This is a genomic window from Bacillus sp. FSL R5-0512 (assembly GCF_038593295.1).
Classification (GTDB): domain Bacteria; phylum Bacillota; class Bacilli; order Bacillales; family Bacillaceae; genus Bacillus; species Bacillus safensis.
Genome location: NZ_CP151982.1, coordinates 1738390 through 1755808, shown reverse-complemented (window position 1 = coordinate 1755808; position 17419 = coordinate 1738390). Strand labels below are relative to the sequence as shown.

19 protein-coding genes and 1 pseudogene are annotated in these 17419 nt (G+C 35.3%); 16 read left to right on the top strand and 4 right to left on the bottom strand.

What is annotated here, in order from left to right:
* Nucleotides 1–177: 177 nt before the first annotated feature.
* Nucleotides 178–765, bottom strand: a complete 588-nt coding sequence (locus NSQ25_RS08930; protein ID WP_244858511.1) for a TetR/AcrR family transcriptional regulator — start codon at nucleotides 763–765, stop codon at nucleotides 178–180.
* Between the two features lie 226 nt (nucleotides 766–991).
* On the opposite strand from NSQ25_RS08930, the gene NSQ25_RS08925 reads away from it, so the two are divergent.
* The 7 genes and pseudogenes from NSQ25_RS08925 (at nucleotide 992) to NSQ25_RS08895 (ending at nucleotide 7698) form a co-directional block, all read left to right on the top strand.
* On the top strand, nucleotides 992–1636 hold the full coding sequence (locus NSQ25_RS08925; RefSeq protein ID WP_070325879.1) for an NAD(P)H-binding protein: 645 nt from the start codon (nucleotides 992–994) through the stop codon (nucleotides 1634–1636).
* A gap of 155 nt (nucleotides 1637–1791) precedes the next feature.
* Nucleotides 1792–2412 carry an NAD(P)H-dependent oxidoreductase gene (locus NSQ25_RS08920; protein WP_070325878.1) on the top strand — a complete coding sequence of 207 codons (621 nt, stop codon included), beginning with the start codon at nucleotides 1792–1794 and terminating at the stop codon, nucleotides 2410–2412.
* 89 nt (nucleotides 2413–2501) lie between these two features.
* Nucleotides 2502–3215, top strand: a complete 714-nt coding sequence (locus tag NSQ25_RS08915; RefSeq protein WP_070325877.1) for a DsbA family oxidoreductase — start codon at nucleotides 2502–2504, stop codon at nucleotides 3213–3215.
* A gap of 179 nt (nucleotides 3216–3394) precedes the next feature.
* The gene (locus tag NSQ25_RS08910; protein ID WP_070325876.1) at nucleotides 3395–3808 is read left to right on the top strand and encodes a VOC family protein; all 414 of its coding nucleotides are present in this window, start codon (nucleotides 3395–3397) and stop codon (nucleotides 3806–3808) included.
* 224 nt (nucleotides 3809–4032) lie between these two features.
* The gene (locus tag NSQ25_RS08905) at nucleotides 4033–6582 is read left to right on the top strand and encodes a DEAD/DEAH box helicase (protein WP_326136369.1); all 2550 of its coding nucleotides are present in this window, start codon (nucleotides 4033–4035) and stop codon (nucleotides 6580–6582) included.
* Nucleotides 6583–6786: 204 nt separating this feature from the next.
* A complete protein-coding gene (locus NSQ25_RS08900; RefSeq protein WP_155758827.1) occupies nucleotides 6787–6963 on the top strand; it encodes a hypothetical protein in 177 nt (58 codons plus the stop codon).
* A gap of 234 nt (nucleotides 6964–7197) precedes the next feature.
* Nucleotides 7198–7698, top strand: a pseudogene (locus tag NSQ25_RS08895) (arsinothricin resistance N-acetyltransferase ArsN1 family A).
* A gap of 30 nt (nucleotides 7699–7728) precedes the next feature.
* Here the strand turns inward: NSQ25_RS08895 and NSQ25_RS08890 are convergent.
* Together NSQ25_RS08890 and NSQ25_RS08885 are read right to left on the bottom strand one after the other, a co-directional pair.
* Nucleotides 7729–9027 carry an NAD(P)-binding domain-containing protein gene (locus NSQ25_RS08890; protein WP_326136371.1) on the bottom strand — a complete coding sequence of 433 codons (1299 nt, stop codon included), beginning with the start codon at nucleotides 9025–9027 and terminating at the stop codon, nucleotides 7729–7731.
* A 60-nt stretch (nucleotides 9028–9087) separates the two neighbouring features.
* Nucleotides 9088–9411: a metalloregulator ArsR/SmtB family transcription factor gene (locus NSQ25_RS08885; RefSeq protein ID WP_061109926.1), complete on the bottom strand. Its 324-nt coding sequence runs from the start codon at nucleotides 9409–9411 to the stop codon at nucleotides 9088–9090.
* Nucleotides 9412–9650: 239 nt separating this feature from the next.
* Between NSQ25_RS08885 and NSQ25_RS08880 the strand changes: the two genes are divergently transcribed.
* From NSQ25_RS08880 to NSQ25_RS08855, 6 genes are all read left to right on the top strand, one after another.
* Nucleotides 9651–9965, top strand: a complete 315-nt coding sequence (locus NSQ25_RS08880; RefSeq protein WP_075623723.1) for a metalloregulator ArsR/SmtB family transcription factor — start codon at nucleotides 9651–9653, stop codon at nucleotides 9963–9965.
* A gap of 12 nt (nucleotides 9966–9977) precedes the next feature.
* Nucleotides 9978–11276 (top strand): arsenical efflux pump membrane protein ArsB, encoded by a 1299-nt coding sequence (locus tag NSQ25_RS08875; protein ID WP_065214412.1) that lies wholly within the window; start codon nucleotides 9978–9980, stop codon nucleotides 11274–11276.
* Between the two features lie 14 nt (nucleotides 11277–11290).
* On the top strand, nucleotides 11291–11710 hold the full coding sequence (gene arsC, locus NSQ25_RS08870) for an arsenate reductase (thioredoxin) (protein ID WP_061109923.1): 420 nt from the start codon (nucleotides 11291–11293) through the stop codon (nucleotides 11708–11710).
* Between the two features lie 199 nt (nucleotides 11711–11909).
* On the top strand, nucleotides 11910–12473 hold the full coding sequence (locus NSQ25_RS08865) for a Pycsar system effector family protein (protein ID WP_061109922.1): 564 nt from the start codon (nucleotides 11910–11912) through the stop codon (nucleotides 12471–12473).
* Nucleotides 12474–12476: 3 nt separating this feature from the next.
* Nucleotides 12477–13235 (top strand): adenylate/guanylate cyclase domain-containing protein, encoded by a 759-nt coding sequence (locus NSQ25_RS08860; protein WP_065214411.1) that lies wholly within the window; start codon nucleotides 12477–12479, stop codon nucleotides 13233–13235.
* A 40-nt stretch (nucleotides 13236–13275) separates the two neighbouring features.
* Nucleotides 13276–14124 (top strand): hypothetical protein, encoded by an 849-nt coding sequence (locus NSQ25_RS08855; RefSeq protein ID WP_326136373.1) that lies wholly within the window; start codon nucleotides 13276–13278, stop codon nucleotides 14122–14124.
* A gap of 592 nt (nucleotides 14125–14716) precedes the next feature.
* Here NSQ25_RS08855 and NSQ25_RS08850 read toward each other — a convergent pair.
* Nucleotides 14717–15286 carry a sugar O-acetyltransferase gene (locus tag NSQ25_RS08850; RefSeq protein ID WP_326136374.1) on the bottom strand — a complete coding sequence of 190 codons (570 nt, stop codon included), beginning with the start codon at nucleotides 15284–15286 and terminating at the stop codon, nucleotides 14717–14719.
* Between the two features lie 224 nt (nucleotides 15287–15510).
* On the opposite strand from NSQ25_RS08850, the gene NSQ25_RS08845 reads away from it, so the two are divergent.
* From NSQ25_RS08845 to NSQ25_RS08835, 3 genes are all read left to right on the top strand, one after another.
* A complete protein-coding gene (locus NSQ25_RS08845) occupies nucleotides 15511–16683 on the top strand; it encodes an MFS transporter (protein ID WP_326136375.1) in 1173 nt (390 codons plus the stop codon).
* 194 nt (nucleotides 16684–16877) lie between these two features.
* Nucleotides 16878–17213, top strand: a complete 336-nt coding sequence (locus NSQ25_RS08840) for a hypothetical protein (protein ID WP_034283456.1) — start codon at nucleotides 16878–16880, stop codon at nucleotides 17211–17213.
* Nucleotides 17214–17256: 43 nt separating this feature from the next.
* On the top strand, nucleotides 17257–17382 hold the full coding sequence (locus tag NSQ25_RS08835) for a hypothetical protein (protein WP_255222231.1): 126 nt from the start codon (nucleotides 17257–17259) through the stop codon (nucleotides 17380–17382).
* The last annotated feature ends 37 nt before the right edge of the window (nucleotides 17383–17419 follow it).

Here is a 17419-nt window from a genome sequence, read left to right as displayed (position 1 = left end):
AGGTCGTAGAAGTTTTTGAAATTTAAAAGAGGTATTTTTAGCTCTGCCAGCTCAAACAGAGTGCTAACAGCAGAATACCCACTGCCAATTACAGCAACTGTTTTATTCTAATAACGATTTGTTGCGTAATTTATTAATAAAGGCTACTTTAAAATGGCTGAAAATAATTGATATTCATTAAAGAAAATACTTACTCATACCATTTTTAAAGATAGGAAGGGTCTTAGTCACTAGATCTTCTGGTGAAATAGGTCTTCCATCCTTATTCCATGTGTATGCAGCTCCGTATATCCCCCAACTTAGCATAGTAGATAGGGTTGTTACCAATTGTTTATCCTCTAATTCAATGGTATTTTCAGTTCCTTTTAGCACAAGATCAGCTATGAGCTTCTGTAACTCCTCTTTAATTTTACTTTCTATAATCGTTCCTAAAGAATGATAACCTTTAGGACATAATTCGCTTAGCTCTTTATGGTGATCACACATGGCTAGAAAAATATTTGCAATGACTTTTTCATTGAATCCATCGTGATCATTTAATCTTTTTTTCAATTTGTCTGTAAATGTATTGGTGATTGTAGAATGTAATAAATCAAATTTATCGTCAAAGTGCGCATAAAATGTAGCGCGGTTAATAGTAGCCTTTTCTGTGATATCACGTACCGTTATATTGTTGAAATCTTTTTCACTAGCTAACGAAAGAAAAGAGTCTACAATCAATTGTCTTGTACGAAGTGTTCTTGGATCTTTTTTTGGCATAATCATTTTTTCTTCTCCTTTTAAGGGTTCATATGGTGTTTAAAAACGACAATACAATAGAAGTGTTGCGTAAACAACATATTGGCTATTTTGGTTATTGTTTATTATTCTTTTTCATCTTATCATCAAATTATACAACGCGCGTTGCTTAAATAACACATGTTATTACGAAAAAGTTTTGATCAAGGAAATAATTGTGATCATTCAGAATAACAAAAGGAGATAGAAGACCATGAACATCACTATTTTTGGTGCAACTGGTGCAATCGGTCAACTTTTAACACAGTTTGCATTAGAAAACGGAGATTTCGTTACGGTATATGTTAGAAACCCTGAGAAAATCAAGCAAAAGCATTCGAATTTACGCATTGTAACGGGGGAACTAACGAACACTTCAGCTATTGAAACGGCAGTTTCAGAAGCTGATGTCGTGATAAGCACCTTAGGCCCCGGGATTGATTTGTCGCGAAAACGAAAAGGCACACCGATTGCCGACGGACATAACCGGATTGTCAAAGCGATGAAGAAGTTCACCAAAAAAAGGTTGATTACACTCGCGACGCCAGCCTTGCAATCTAAAGACGATAAGAAAAGCTTATCGACGATACTGCCAAGAATACTGCCTAAACTTTTCATGCCAAATGGTTATGCCGAAATGAAGAAGATAGGAGAACTGATTAAACAATCAAACCTGGATTGGACAGTCGTTCGAATCATTAATCCTAATATCAAATACAAAGGGCAATCTTACGGTTATTCATTCGGCGATCAGCCAGCTAAAATGTCCGTATCAAGGGAAAATGTCGCTAAACTCATGTATGACGCCGCTAGGCAACGCCAATTAATCGGAAAAATGCCCATTGTCTATAATCGTTAAATCAGCTTTTTGTATGAGGGTGTTGATTCAGCAAAAATTATAGGAAACATACCGAAAATATTGTTTAGATGAAACATGTAAATTCTTTTTATAAGTATTCAAAAAATGTTTAGGCATAAAAAACATTCATCAAAATCATAGAGGAGACAATAATCATGTCAAAAGTATTATTTGTTAAAGGAACACCCCAAAGTGAGGAACAATCAAGAAGTACGCAAGTTGCTAGAGCATTTATCAATGAATATAAGGAAGTAAAACCAACGGATGAAATAATAGAAGTAGATGTCTATTATGCAAATGTGCCATTAATCGATGCTGATTTTTTAACTGGACAAAAGAAGTTAAGAAGTGGCGAAGCGCTAACAGATGTTGAAGCACAAAAAATAGAAGCAGTGAATGCATTCACAAAGCAATTTATGGAAGTAGATAAATACATCATTCAGTCTTCAATGTGGAATTTAGGAATCCAACCATTATTAAAAGCCTATTTTGATACAATCATGAGTGCTGGAAAAACGTTTAAATATACAGCAGAAGGTCCAGAAGGATTGATGAAAGGAAAAAAAGCAATCCATATTCATGGAATGGGAGGATTTTATTCGCAGGCAATTGGAATGGAACATTCCGATTCTTACGTGAGAGGTGCGCTAAAGTTTGTTGGAATTGAAGTGGAACCAACGATTTTTGTTGAAGGTATTGACTATGATCCAACTAAGAAAGAAGAAGTTGTTGCTGCAGCAATTGAAAAGGCAAAAGCGGCAGCACGAACTTTTTAAAAAAGAGCTTTGGTGGGATTAATTAAAAAGATGTTTATTAACATAATCCCCCTCGCACATTCATCAAAATCATAAAGGGGGAACATATGATGAAAGTAGAAATTTGGTCTGATTTTGTTTGTCCGTTTTGTTATATTGGCAAACGTCAATTTGAAATAGGGTTAGAACAGTTTGAGCATAAAGAAGAGGTAGAAGTCTTATTTCGTCATTTTCAATTAGATCCATATGCGAAAAAAAATACAGGAATGGATATCCATCAAGTATTATCCTCCAAGCATGGTGTCCCATATGAAAAAGCAAAAGTACTGAACAATCAATTGAAACAGAAAGCAAAAGATGTTGGATTAGATTATCAATTTGATACAATGATTCCCACGAATTCATATGATGCACTTCGTCTTTCTTATTATGCAAAAGAGAAAGGGAAGATACGGGAGTTTATGGAGCGTATTTTGAAAGCTCATTTCACGGATTCACTAGATATCGGTGATCACGCAACACTTGCTCAACTTACAAGTGAAATAGGTCTTGATGGCAACGAAGCTTTGGATGTTTTAGCAAATGATAAATATAGCGAGAATATTGCAGCTGATAGAGCCGAGGGATCAAAAATTGGGATTCAGGGCGTTCCCTTTTACGTAGTGAATGATAAATATGTCATCTCAGGAGCACAACCTAGTGAAGTATTTTTAGAAACATTACAACAGGTTTGGAAAGAAGAGTACGCGAATGCTAAGGTTGAAGAGCATAAATTAGAGTCGTCGCTCGATGATTATTGTTCAGATGGAACATGTAAATTTTAATGGATAATCAAAAAAGATAGAAATTACAAAAAAATCATATAGTATCTCAAGGCTCAGGTATTGTTGTTCTAAATCTTGTAATAGTGCCAACATCATCGGTGCTTGTGTTATATAGCTGCATTAAATACTACTTTATAATTAATCGTTTACTTCCAAAAAAATCAAAGGGGTTTAGCGATATGAAAAATACAATTTTTCAAGGCACAATAGAGCATTCAGGATTTGTAGTACCCGATATCGAAGTAGCAGTTGAATTCTTCACTAATATTTTGGGTTTTGAAGTCTTGTTCCGGCCAGGACGGATGCACTTTGAAGACGATAGTTTTAAAAGATACTTTGGGGTTCACGATCATTCAGTTGTAGAAGGGGCGGCATTTTTGCAATACGGCGGTAGAAAGATCGAACTGGTCCAATGGTCGACGCCAGATCAACAGAATGTTCACCTAAAACCGAGTGATATCGGTGTAGCTCATTTAGCTATTACAGTGACCAATATAGAAGAGGCTTTGAAATATTTTGCAGAACAGCCTGATGTTAAAGTTAGAGAGCTGAGCCCTCTTGTGTACAAGAAGGTAAATGTGGATCCATTATAATTTTGGAAGGCAAAAGTGGATCCATTATGAACGACTAATAAATCAAAATAAGGATAAGAAGTAGCAAAGGTTTCTTAAAACTACATGAGTGTGTGGATAAAACTCGAATGTTTAGTGATTTAATGACACAAACACAATAATTCAAGAAAATACAAAAATCGACAAACTAAATAAGTTATATAAGCTATAATTACACCACCTAATTACTGGAAGGTGGTTTTATAGTGAGCTTATTTAAAAATAGAATAAGAGGTGGTCATGTTGATGGACCACAAAAATCGACAGATCCAACAGAAATCTTTAAGACTTTAATTCACAAGGAGGGTTTTGACTATCTACGTGATATTCAAAAGGATTTTTTAAAGTTGTGGAATGTACAACGGTCACAGAAGGATGTAGTGGGAATTTTGAATACAGGTGCCGGCAAAACCTTAATTGGTCAATTGATGCTTCTTTCTAAAATGAACGAAGGTGTCGGTCCAGTTGTCTACCTTTGTCCAGATAGACAACTTGTAATGCAAGCAGTTGAGCAAGCTGCTATTCACAATATACCCGTGGTTACAATTTCTCATGAACCAGGTCAAACAGCTGAATTTCCAACTGAATTTTTAAATGGAAAAGCAATTCTTATTACAACTTTCGAGAGAATGATTAATGGTCGTTCAATTTTTGGCGTCGAAGGATACGGGAATCGCCCCATTCAAAGAATTGGTGCACTAGTTGTTGACGATGCCCACAGTTGTATTAAGAAAGCTCGCCAGCAAAGTACAATTATTATTAAAAATGATCACCCTGCTTATTCTAAACTGTGGAAACTATTTGAACAATCAATCCGTCAGCAAGGTGAAGGAGCTTTTACTGCTATTAAATCCGGTGAATCAACGGTATCTCGTGTTGTTCCTTATTGGGTTTGGAAACAACAAAAAGATTCAGTATTTAATGTACTTCATAATCTGTATTTAGATAATGATGAATCCGTTAAATTTACTTGGCGTATAATTGGTGATGAATTATCTAAATGTCAATGCTATATAAGCGGGAGTCAAATAGAAATTACGCCACCCTATATACCTATTCAAAAAATCCCTTCTTTTTTTAATGCCAAACTTAGGTTCGTTTTATCGGCAACATTTAATAACAGTACAGATTTAATTACAGAACTAGGAATTGACAAAAGTTCAGTTGAAAATCCTCTAGAGGTAGAGAATCAAGGAGATGCTGGTGAAAGATTAATTATTGCTCCAAAGAGATACTATCCAGACTTAACTGATGAAACTATGCGTCCGATAATCGCTGAACATGCCGAAAATCATAATGTTATAATAATTGTTCCGAATATTGGTAAAGTAAAAGCGTGGGAAAATTACAATCCGACAATTGTTGATAAAGATAATATCCTTGAAGCAACTCAAACTTTAAAAAAATCCCAAGGAAATCTTATGATATTTCTAAACAGATATGACGGAGTAGATCTGGCAGGCGACTCTTGCAGAATTCTTGTGCTTGATGGCAAGCCAAGCTCATACACAGCCAGAGAACAATATAATTCTATTGTTCGAGAGGGATCACCGTTCATCAATGCACAAACTGCCCAGGCAATTGAACAAGGTCTAGGAAGGGCAGTGAGATCAGGTAGTGACCACTGTGCTGTATTCATTTTAGACAATTCATTACTCAATTTTATCGGTACAGAAGAAAATCGTGAATTCTTTAATTCGACTACAAGATCACAAATTGATTTTGGACTTGAGTTGTTTGGTGATAATAAGCCTAATACTAGAGAAGAGGCCTTAACAGAAATTTCTGAAGCAGTAAAAGCTTGTTTAAGTAGTGATCCAGATTGGCGGCAATTCCACAAGGATATGATATTGAACTCTGAACCAAACAAGAAAAGTTCAACGTCTCATCTGTTCGAAATTGCAGAGTTAGAAAGAACCGGACTTATGAATTATCGAGATGATTTATACGAAGATGCTTGCGATGTTATCAGAAACATTGTAAATGAATATGAAAGCTCAATGAGCAATGTTGACAAAGCCTATTACCTTCAGTTAGGAGCAAACATATTAGATTCAATAAATCCTGTAGGAGCTGTTGACATGCAGGTAAAAGCAAAAAAGTTCTCCTCCAAAGTATTAAAACCGCAGACGTATACCTACTCTAAATTGATTAAAGTAAAAGGACGGCAAGCAGATGTCATTTTAAATTGGCTAAAACAATACTCTACAGGTACAGATGTAATTATAGCAATAGAGAGTTTGTATGCCGATTTAATATATTCACCTGATGTTGATTCGTTTGCATTTGAAAAAAGTGTTCAGAAAATCGGTGAGTTTCTAGGTTTTGCTTCTGAGATGCCAGAAGAAGACGAGGGTGATGGACCAGACAATTTATGGAGAATGGAAAATGGTGTGAATCTTATTATTGAAGCTAAAAATAATAGAACCACCGAAACCATTTCTAGATCAGATATAGAACAGTTACTTCATTCAATCCAATGGCATAAGGACAAGTATGGTACTGAGCAGGAGTTCATTCCGATTATGTTGCATAGGGGGAAAAAGCCATTCAATAATGCTCATCCTGCGGACGGTACTCGAGTTATGCACGAAGTACTACTAGAACAATTCAGAAATTCACTGTTAAATTTGGCTAAAGCTTTAGCGAAGAAATCCCCGCAGCTATGGACAAATACAGAGATACAAGAACTACTTTCTGCTAACAATCTTTTATTTAGTCAAATAGTAAACAGGCATACAGTCCACTTAAGATAAGCACATATTATTGTCCTTAAAAACAAGTACTTGAATCATTATACAAGTGCTTGTTTTTTCGATTAAAGAAATTAATATGAATAATCTTTAATTTATTTTGACGAGATCAAAAAGCTGTTTCCTGATGATTGGGGTAACTATAAAGAATCAAAACTAACTCATATCGTTGGGATAAATGCTTTGTCTATAATAGGTTCAGAAATCTTGCCTAAAAGTTTAAATAATGAATCCATGCAAATAGACTTAAAAATTTTAAATTCATTCTTATACAAGCTTGAAAAAATTGATTGGTCTGTTCAAGGGGAAATGAAATATTTAAAAGGCGTATCAGGTTCAAAGACTTTAGCCAAAGAACTACTTAGTCTGTTGGATGAGAAATAAGAGATTCGCAATTTAACAAACTGTACTGCAGCTCCTATGATTCACTTTAGTTTTTATTTTATGAGACGCGAAAAGACCAAAAGAATAAAATCTTTTGGTCTTTTCATGCATTCTAAGTAAAACTTTGTAAAAATAAATTGACTTTAATCTATTTAATTGGTTACTTTATTTAATACCGAGACTTCAATCATTAAAAGAATACGAGATTTTTAGATTCACACTACAAAGATGGATATGGGAAGTATGCTTAAAATTAGAGAGGCCAACAATTCAGATCTGAAATATTAGATATTTATAACCAAGGGATTATTGATAAAATAGCCACTTTAGAAGTTGAAAAAAAAGATATCATTTGCATGACAAAATGGTTCACTGATCGGTCTGAAAAATATAAAATTCTTGTTGCTGAATTAAATTCACAGGTAGTAGGGTGGGTGGCACTTAACCCATACTCTCATCGATGTGCTTATCAAGGTGTTGCTAATTTTATCTCTATATATCCGTCGTAATCAAAGAGGAAAAGGTATTGGTAAAGCACTCTTATTTAAGATAGAAAAAGAAGCAGTTAAATCTCAAATACATAAAATTGTCTTATTCATCTTCCCATTTAATGAATTAGGACAAGGTTTATATAAATCAATGGGGTATAGGGAAGTAGGCATATTCAAAAAACAAGGGAAAATCGACAATGGTTATGTTGATGTAATGGCTATGGAAAAAATACTATCTAATTAAACAGACCCCAAAAAGAGGTCTGCTTTTTATTTATTCATCAATACAACAAGACGTTTTCTCAAATTTAGGTTTTAAAGCAACTTTACAAACTCCCGTTTCAGGTAACTTAAGTTCTACACGCGCAGCAGATTCTTTATCACCAGTCATATAAGCAACAACAGATCGAGCCTGCTCATAACCGGTAGCTAATAAAAATGTAGGTGCTCTTCCATAACTTTTGGAACCAATGATATAAAAGTTTGTTTCTGGTTGTCTCAGTTCTTTTTCACCATGTGGTCGTACAGTTCCACAACTGTGTATGTTAGGATCAATAAGGTCAGCAAGATCCGGCACGCACTCTAATGCTGAATCAAATGTATGGCGAATTTCTCTTAGGAATTTAAAGTCAGGCCTTGCTCCAGTATTCGCAATCACTTCATCTATATTATCAATTGTTATTTCTGCTTCTTCCTGGATGCTAATGATTTTTAACTTGCTATCAAAAGTTTGTTCAATATTTTGAATCAACATTGAAGGGAAGACTCTTACTAATCCTTTATCTAGAATTTGTCTCAATCTAATGCCTAATTGACCTCTTGCAGGCAATTGATCATTGCTTTCTCCTCCAAATACCTCACTAATATCATGCTTTCTTAAAATCCATATAATTTCTGTGTTTTTTGATGTCTTTTTTAGCTCTGCCAGCTCGAGCAAAGTGTTTACAGCAGAATGACCACTGCCAACCACTGCAACTGTTTTATTCCGATACCGAATCAGATCACGATTTAAAACATCAGGAATGCCATAATAAATCCGATCAGCAACTCTTTTTTCATTTTCAGTCATAATCCCTTCAGCATTTATTGGGTTAGGGTTTTGCCACGTACCAGTGGCATCAATAACCGCCTTTGCCTCGTAAGTTTTTTCTTCTTGATTATTTAATTTCACTCGAATGACAAAAGGTACTAGATCTCTGTCTTTTGTTTTGACTTTATCAACACCTTTTTTGCCAATATGGAGAACTGGGCTATTTAAATAAATATGTGGTTTCATTTCTGGTAGTTCAGTTAATGGTTTTAGATATTGGCTAACAATTTCTTTTCCTAATGGGAATTCATCTTTACAAGGGAGGGGGATCTGGTGTTTTTCTAGCAATTCCCTTGCAGCTTGATCAATATTAAACTCCCATGGTGAAAACAGGCGTACATGTCCATAATCTAAAAAATGATTCCCAATTTGTTTGCCTGATTCAAATAAGAGAAATGATTCATTTCTTTTAATAAGATGTGCAGCTGCGGCAATACCAACTGGGCCGCCGCCAATAATTACTACTGGTAAGTTTTTTTTCATTTTATGTAACTCCTTATAAATCAATTTTTTTTGATTAATTAGTTAAAAATAATTCCCTTCCTAGCAAGAAGGGCGAAATAAACAACATAGCTCTGTTGAAAGTAAATGATTCACTTCTTTTTCATTTAAGGAATAATAACTCCATGTACCCCTTGTTTCTTTTGTGATTAAATCTGCATCTAATAAGATTTTTAAATGATATGACAATTTAGATTGTGTCATCTGAAATTGCTCAATTAGATCACAAACACAAGTAGGGCCGTTTTCGCAAAGAACGTTTAATAAATGCAGCCTTTTTTTATCAGATAATGCTTTGAACTTCAGTTCGTAATGCTCAAATGTATCCACTAGTTGTTTATTTTCTAAGGGAAAGGAAAGGGACATAGAATTCTCCTTTTTCATTAATCAATTTTTTTTGATAAATAAATCATAAAATAAATTAAAAAGAAAATCAATCGATAATTTTCACGAGAATAAATTTTTGTTTAAATTCATATAATCAATTGATTATATAAGTTTTCAGTTATATACTGTTGAAGGAGTTGATAACAGGGACCGACACCAATATTTGAATAGAGGGGGTAATCATTGTGACTGCAGATGTTTCAATTGGTGTGACACATATGTCGAATTGTTTAAAAACACTCAGTGATCAAACAAGACTGATCATGATGAAATTGTTTTTGGAGAAAGAATATTGTGTGTGTGAACTGGTAGATATGTTCGAAATGAGTCAACCAGCTATTAGTCAGCATCTACGAAAATTAAAAAAAGCTGGATTTGTCAATGAGAACAGAAAAGGGCAGTGGCGTTATTATTCAATCAATACACTGTGTCCAGAATTTGAGACGATTCGTATCATCTTAAATCAAATTAATAAAGAAGATGACCTTTTAAAAAGAATACAACAGAACGCAACAAACATTTCTTGTTCGTAAGGAGGGATGGGTTTGAGTTTTGCCGTTTTATCATTACTCATATTTTTGTTCACTTTGGTATTGGTTATCTGGCAGCCAAAAAATTTATCCATAGGGTGGTCCGCATGTGGGGGGGCCATTTTAGCATTAATCGTAGGTGTTGTGAATGTTGACGATGTGATCACCGTGACAGGCATCGTTTGGAATGCGACATTGGCTTTTGTCGCAATAATCGTCATTTCACTCATACTTGATCGAATCGGTTTTTTTGAATGGGCAGCATTGCATATGGCAAAGGCTGCAAAAGGCAGTGGGCTACGTATGTTTGTGTATGTGACCATCCTTGGTGCAATCGTCGCTGCTTTATTTGCAAACGATGGTGCAGCACTTATTTTGACACCAATTGTTTTAGCCATGGTCAGAGCATTACACTTCAATGAAAAAATTGTATTCCCTTTTATCATCGCGAGTGGGTTTATTGCAGATACAACATCGCTTCCACTTGTCGTAAGTAATTTGGTGAACATTGTAACAGCCGACTATTTCAACATTACGTTTATTGAATATGCATCCAGAATGGTTGTTCCAAACCTCTTTTCATTGCTAGCGAGTATCACTGTGCTGTACCTTTTCTTTAGAAAGATTATACCCAAACGCTATGATATGACTGAGTTAAAGCAACCTAGGGAAGCAATAAAAGATCCAAAGATGTTTAGATTATCTTGGTATATATTAGCTTTTTTGTTGATTGGTTATTTTGCAAGCGAATTTTTATCTATACCTGTATCGGTCATAGCTGGAGTGATTGCCATTTTATTCTTGGTCATTGCACAAAAAAGCCCTGCTGTTCAAACAAAAAGCGTTCTAAAAGAAGCTCCCTGGGCGATCGTATTCTTTTCCATTGGTATGTACGTTGTTGTCTATGGCATGCGAAATGCAGGGCTTACTGATGCTCTTTCAAGCGTGATTCAAGCTGTAGCAGATCAAGGTTTATTGGCAGGGACTCTTGGTATGGGATTTATCGCAGCGATTCTTTCATCTGTCATGAATAATATGCCGACGGTCATGATCGATGCATTAGCCATTTCCGGCACCGATACACAAGGAATGATGAGAGAAGCGTTAATATACGCAAATGTCATTGGTTCTGATTTAGGACCAAAAATTACGCCCATTGGCTCCTTAGCAACACTACTATGGCTCCACGTCCTTTCTCAAAAAGGTGTGAAGATTTCCTGGGGGACATATTTCAAAATAGGGGTCATTTTAACTGTACCAACACTATTCATCACACTTTTAGCTTTGTATTTCTGGCTAATGATTATGCATTAAAGGAGACGATTAACATGTCAAAGAAAACAATATACTTTTTATGTACCGGTAATTCTTGTCGCAGTCAAATGGCTGAAGGTTGGGCTAAAAAACATCTTGGAGATGAGTGGAAGGTCTATAGTGCTGGTATTGAAGCTCATGGATTAAATCCGAATGCTGTAAAAGCAATGAAAGAAATAGGGATTGATATTTCTAATCAAACGTCTGACCTGATTGATCAGAAGATATTGCATCACGCTGACTTAGTCGTAACACTATGCGGTGACGCAGCTGATAAATGCCCGATGACTCCTCCTCATGTCCAACGTGTCCATTGGGGCTTTGATGATCCAGCAAAAGCAGAAGGAACAGAAGAAGAGAAGTGGGCATTTTTCCAAAGGGTAAGAGATGAAATTGGAGATCGATTGAAACAGTTTGCTGAGACTGGAGAATAAGTGTTGAATTTGACACAAATTCAATTAAAAATTTAATAAAAAAGAGGACTTAGACATATTGCTACTGGCAAATTGTCAAAAGTCCTCTTTTTATTAATTTTTGATCATTTTGATCCTCTATATTTGAAAAAATATCCATAGAACAAAGGAATAAGGTATAATAATAGTCTACATAATATACTGGAAGAAGTGATTAAGGATGCTAGAAAATGGTATTAAAGATAATTTGATTCAAAGACTAGATAGACAACTTGATTGGATAAAGAGTTGTGATACAAAAGCATCTATTGTTTTAGCAATGGTTGGCATATTTTTGACTTTATTTTTATCTGAGCAATCTTTAGTAATGATTAAAAGAATATTAACAGAATCAATATTTAGTATTAATTTCTCTAATGTGTTATATCTCACCTTTTTTATATGCTCCTGGTCACTATTTATTTACGGAGCTCTATCATTAGTTAAAGTTCTTGTTCCTCAAAATAAAAAAGTATTGGATGGGGAAGGCCTACATCAGGAATCTCTGTATTACTTTGAAACAATTTCAGCAAACAGTTTTAATGAATTTAAACAAAGAGTGCAGTCGCAAAATGAAGATGAAGAGGTAGAGGATATTCTGAGCCAAATATATGTAAATGCACAAATCTGCACACTGAAATATAAATACTTTAGTAGAGGAATTAAATTCACTTTTATAGGTATCGCCAGTACTGTTGCAGTTTATTTAATTGGAGTTCTTTTAAGTTATTCAGGAGGTTTTTAATCAATGAAGATTAAAGGATATGACTACTTAACGAGAAAAAAGAAAGTAGAGGAAATTTTAGATAATACAGATGCCGTAAAAGAAGTTGATAAATTTCCTCAGAATGATGATGATTTCACCTATACCAATGGATATAAGGCATGGGCTGGAGCAATCTTTGTAGATTTGCGAGACTCTACAAAATTATTTTCACAAGATGAGGTGGAAGTTGCTAAAGTTATACGCGGTTTCACCTCTGAAATTATAGAAATTCTAAAAAAAGACACTGATGACAACTTGATTGAAATAGGAATAAGAGGTGACTGCGTTTATGCAATTTATTCAGTACCCTATAGGCAAGATATTCTCGATATTGCTCACAGGTCTTTTTACATTAATACTTATATGAAAATGTTAAATAAATTATTAGAAGAAAGAAATCTACCTAATATTAAGGCTGGAATAGGATTAGCTGCAAAAGAAACTTTAGCTGTAAAAGCAGGAAGAAAGTCTTCGGGGATAAATAATTTAGTATGGATCGGAGAGGCTGTGACACACGCATCTAAATTATCTGATTTAGGTAATAAACTTCTTGTAGGGCCAATAGTTATGTCCAAAATCTTTTATTCAAATTATATAGAAGAACAAATGAAGAATATTGAGAATGCTGAAAATTGGTGGGAACTCAAGAACGACCAAAATTTAGGTGATATATATCATGGAAGTGTGATTATTGAGGATTTTAATGATTGGATTAATAATGGAATGAATGAGACAAATTAAATAAACGGTGTTCTATCTAAGTCAAAAGGAGAGGTTATTTTTGAATGACAGTAGAAGGAAAGATATCCAACAAACAGGGCGTGAGTTAGCTCTTGATACTTTTTTAAATGTTAGTAGTGACACAGCTGCTGATATTGCAAAGGAATCTATAACAAGCATGACAGGTGATATTCTTGTTGATGCAGCAAGTTCACTCATTCCTGGGATCTCAGGTGCAGTTCAAAGTTATAAACGTGCCCGTTTTGAAAGAAACATCAAAACATTCACAGAAGAATTGCAATCTAAAATAGAGGAAATCCGTTTAAATCTAGAATTAAAAACATTTGAACAAAAAGAACAGATTGATCAGTTATTTCAATATGTGCTGGATTACGTTATAGACGAACAACAGGAAGAAAAAATTCGATATATGGTAAATGGATTCGTGAATATTACTGAACATCACCATGTTTCGAATGATTTTATCCTAACCTATTACGACGTATTAAAAGAACTTAGAATTGTGGATATATCTGTTCTTAGACTTATGTATGTTTCTCGTTTTGCATTTGATCAAGAATCAAAAGAAACATTTCAGGAAATTATGGACAGACATGGTATAAGCTATGAGCAATATAAAGCAGTTCGTAGAAATCTACTTAGGATAGGAGTGTTAACAACAAGAACCGACTTGGAAATCACGGATGATCTTGAGGAAATTTCAAATGCATTTAAAGAACTACACTCCTTTTTAGACAAGTTGACAAATCCGAAGTTTAAACGTTCATTACCAAAATTAAAAGAGCCAAAATTTAAGTCAAAAGACAAATTTGAGATCTCCAAGTTTGGACGTGATTTTGTAGAATTTTTCTTAGAGTCAGAACAACCAGTTAGTGAACAGGACATTTAATAAATTTGTGTTTTGCTCTTAATTTTTGTAGGAATCATGGTAACAAGTATCACTGGCTAACAGTATATAGGGAAATATTAAAACGTCATAATAATCATAATAAATGGAATGAATGAAACAAATTAAATAAACCGTAGGGAAAGTTAAAGATCCTCCTGAGAACCTTTACGACCATTTAAATAAGGACTTAGAGGATTTTAAATATTACATTTCAACTGAATGGAGCCTTGTTCACGTCCTGATAGGTAACTCATTTAGGCAATAATTAAATTCAAAAACTTTTATGACTGATTTAATATATTGGACATAGACATAGAGGTTTTTGATTTTTGTTATTACATAGTACAAAAGGGTAGTTGGAGATGGAAAAGAGGGAGTGCACAACAATGGATCCACATTTACCTTCCGAATGGATCCACATTTACCTTCTTGTACAAGATTCAAATAATGGAATGACGCTAATATGTATTCTCATTTCCTAGTTTACATAATATATATTCTAGGAAGTTATACATTAAACGAATTTCTCTCGTCTCATAATTGAGTATACTTATCTTATTGAGACAAAATAGAAAAAATCAAAATCTGCCGTTTATTCGCCAGATTTTGATTCATCAAGATATTTAATGATTTTTGCAGGATTTCCGCCAACCACCACGTTTGCTGGGACACTTTTTGTCACAACGGCACCAGATGCAATGACAGCATTGTCACCAATTGTGACACCTGGATTAATAATAGCACCGCCGCCAATCCATACATGGTTTCCAATGGTGACTGGTTTGCCGAATTCAAAGCCCTTTGCACGTTCTATCGGATCAAGCGGGTGTCCAGCCGTATAAATATGTACATTCGGACCTAATAAACAGTGATGTCCAATGGTAATTTTGCAAACGTCTAAAAATACTGCATCAAAATTTGCAAAAAAATGCTCACCAATCTCGATATTGTATCCGTAATCGCACTGCAGTCTTCCTTCAAAAACGACATCATTTCCGCAAGCGCCTAATAATTCCTTTAAAATGGATGTTCTTTTTTCTTGCTGATTGGTTTGCTGATATGCGTATGTCAATTGTCTGGCTCTTTCACGATCTGCGATTAGTGTTTGGTCACTAGATACATAATGTTCTCCTTGGATCATTTTTTCCTTTTCACTTTTCATGTTGTTCCTCTCCTCCCTTCTATTTATACCGATGCGATATGATTTCCATCCTACCGCCCCTTTATGTTTATTTTACCTTCTCATCAAAAGAATTGGGAAGAAATGATTTCTTTTGACTAGAATTAATCATGTTCCTGCAGCAAGTTATTTACGAATCAGCAAGTCTCATTTATAATCGAGTAGATTTGTTCAATAACATATATATTTTAAATGCGAGGGATTAGATGGAATTAAAGTGGTATAAAGCAATTATTGTGATCTTTACGATGTCTGGAATCTCCATCTCAACATGGTTTTCACGGACTCCGGAAGTGAGAGATTTATTACAAGCAAACACAGGAACAATGGGACTTATTTTACTCGGTTTATCTGTTGGTTCAATTGTTGGGCTTGTTCTTTCAAATGTATTCGTCCGCAAAAAAGGCGGACGAGTGGCGATTGTGATCAGTGCTTTTTTGATGTTCCTTGGATTCACTACTCTTGCCATTGGTTCAACGCTCTCTTCTATCTTTGTCGTCACTGCCGGTCTTTTTCTTTTTGGCGCAGGCTCTGGCATGTGCAATGTAGCGATGAACTTAGAAGGAACAGAGATTGAATACAGCATCAAGAAAACCATTCTGCCTATATTGCACGCTTCCTTTAGTATTGGGACTTTAATTGGAGCAGGTGCTGGTATTCTTTTTATCCATCTAGGCATCTCTGTATTGATACACCTTCTCGCTATTGCCCTTCTGCTGTTCCTCAGCATATTGATTTGTACACGGTTTATCCCGCATGGGACAGGAAAGGATCAGCATGAGAAGCAGCCCGATACAGTTGAGTCTAGTCAAACGGCATGGCTGAACAAACGAACGATATCTCTTGCGATGATCGCCTTATGTCTTGCGTTTGTCGAAGGCTCGGCCAATGATTGGATTCCACTTGCAATGGTAGATGGCTACCAAGTTTCACATTCCATGAGTACAGTCATCTATGCTTTGTTTTTGTGCGGCATGATTAGCGGCAGACTGATCAGCGGACGTTTGATCGATCGCTTTGGCAGAGTGTTATTGCTAAGAGTTGCGATTTTATCAGCAGCTGCCGGCCTATTCTTAGTCATTTTAAAAATTTCACTTGTTATATGTATGATATCGATCTTTTTATGGGGACTTGGCGCATCTTTAGGCTTTCCGCTGACCATTTCTGCAGCTGGCGATGATAGCAGGTACGCTGTCAAACGCGTCAGTATTGTGACCTTATCTGGTTACACAGCTTCCCTTTCCGGCCCTCCTATATTAGGGCTGCTTGCCAATCAAGTAGGACTGCTTCATGCCTTTATCTTTGTTCTATTTGCCATATGTATTGCAGGAATCTTTACTAAAGCTGTAGCAAAACCGCATTCATTACAAGCTCACTAAAAGTGTCTGATCCATGATCATGGCACTTTTTTTAAATTTAAAAAATAAAATTGAAACCTTTCATGAAGTGAAACAGTCCTATAGATGTCCTGATGTTTATCGCTTTTTTAAAGAGGGAAAGTAAAAAGATAAGACTTTTCAAATAACTGAAAACGTGGTAAGATCATGAAAATAACCAGGAAGGGGTGAGAAAAATGAAAAAAAATATGCTATTAAAATTAGGTGTTTTATGCATAGCACTTGCAAGTTTTCATTTGTTCTCAATGCCTCATTCCGTTCAGGTATACCATCATGCAAAGGTGGTTGCCGATCAAGAATCACATGAAATGAAAATCGTTCAGACAATGGGCGATGAAAAGAAACAAAAACATGTGAGCGCAGTATTTGCCGCATTTACAGCACTGCTGATTATTGGCAGTATGACAGCTGGATTTGCACGCATCACTCATACTGATCGATTTGACCGGAAAAAGAAGCATTTACTTGCAGTGTTCTACCAATCTTCTTATTTCCGACTAGCTCGTGTTTAACCCAACCATCTAAATCAAAACAAAAATTGGGAGGTTTTACACGATGTTATTTTTCTTAAGAATTTTCATTCTAGGTCTATTCTCTGTCACTTCACTTTCTCTTTTCGTCTACCAAGGAATTGAAGTAGTGCACGCCATTTCAAGCATGTTTGGCAACCACGAGAGCTAAAAGACCCGTATATAAAAGAAACCCCCTGCGACTGGCA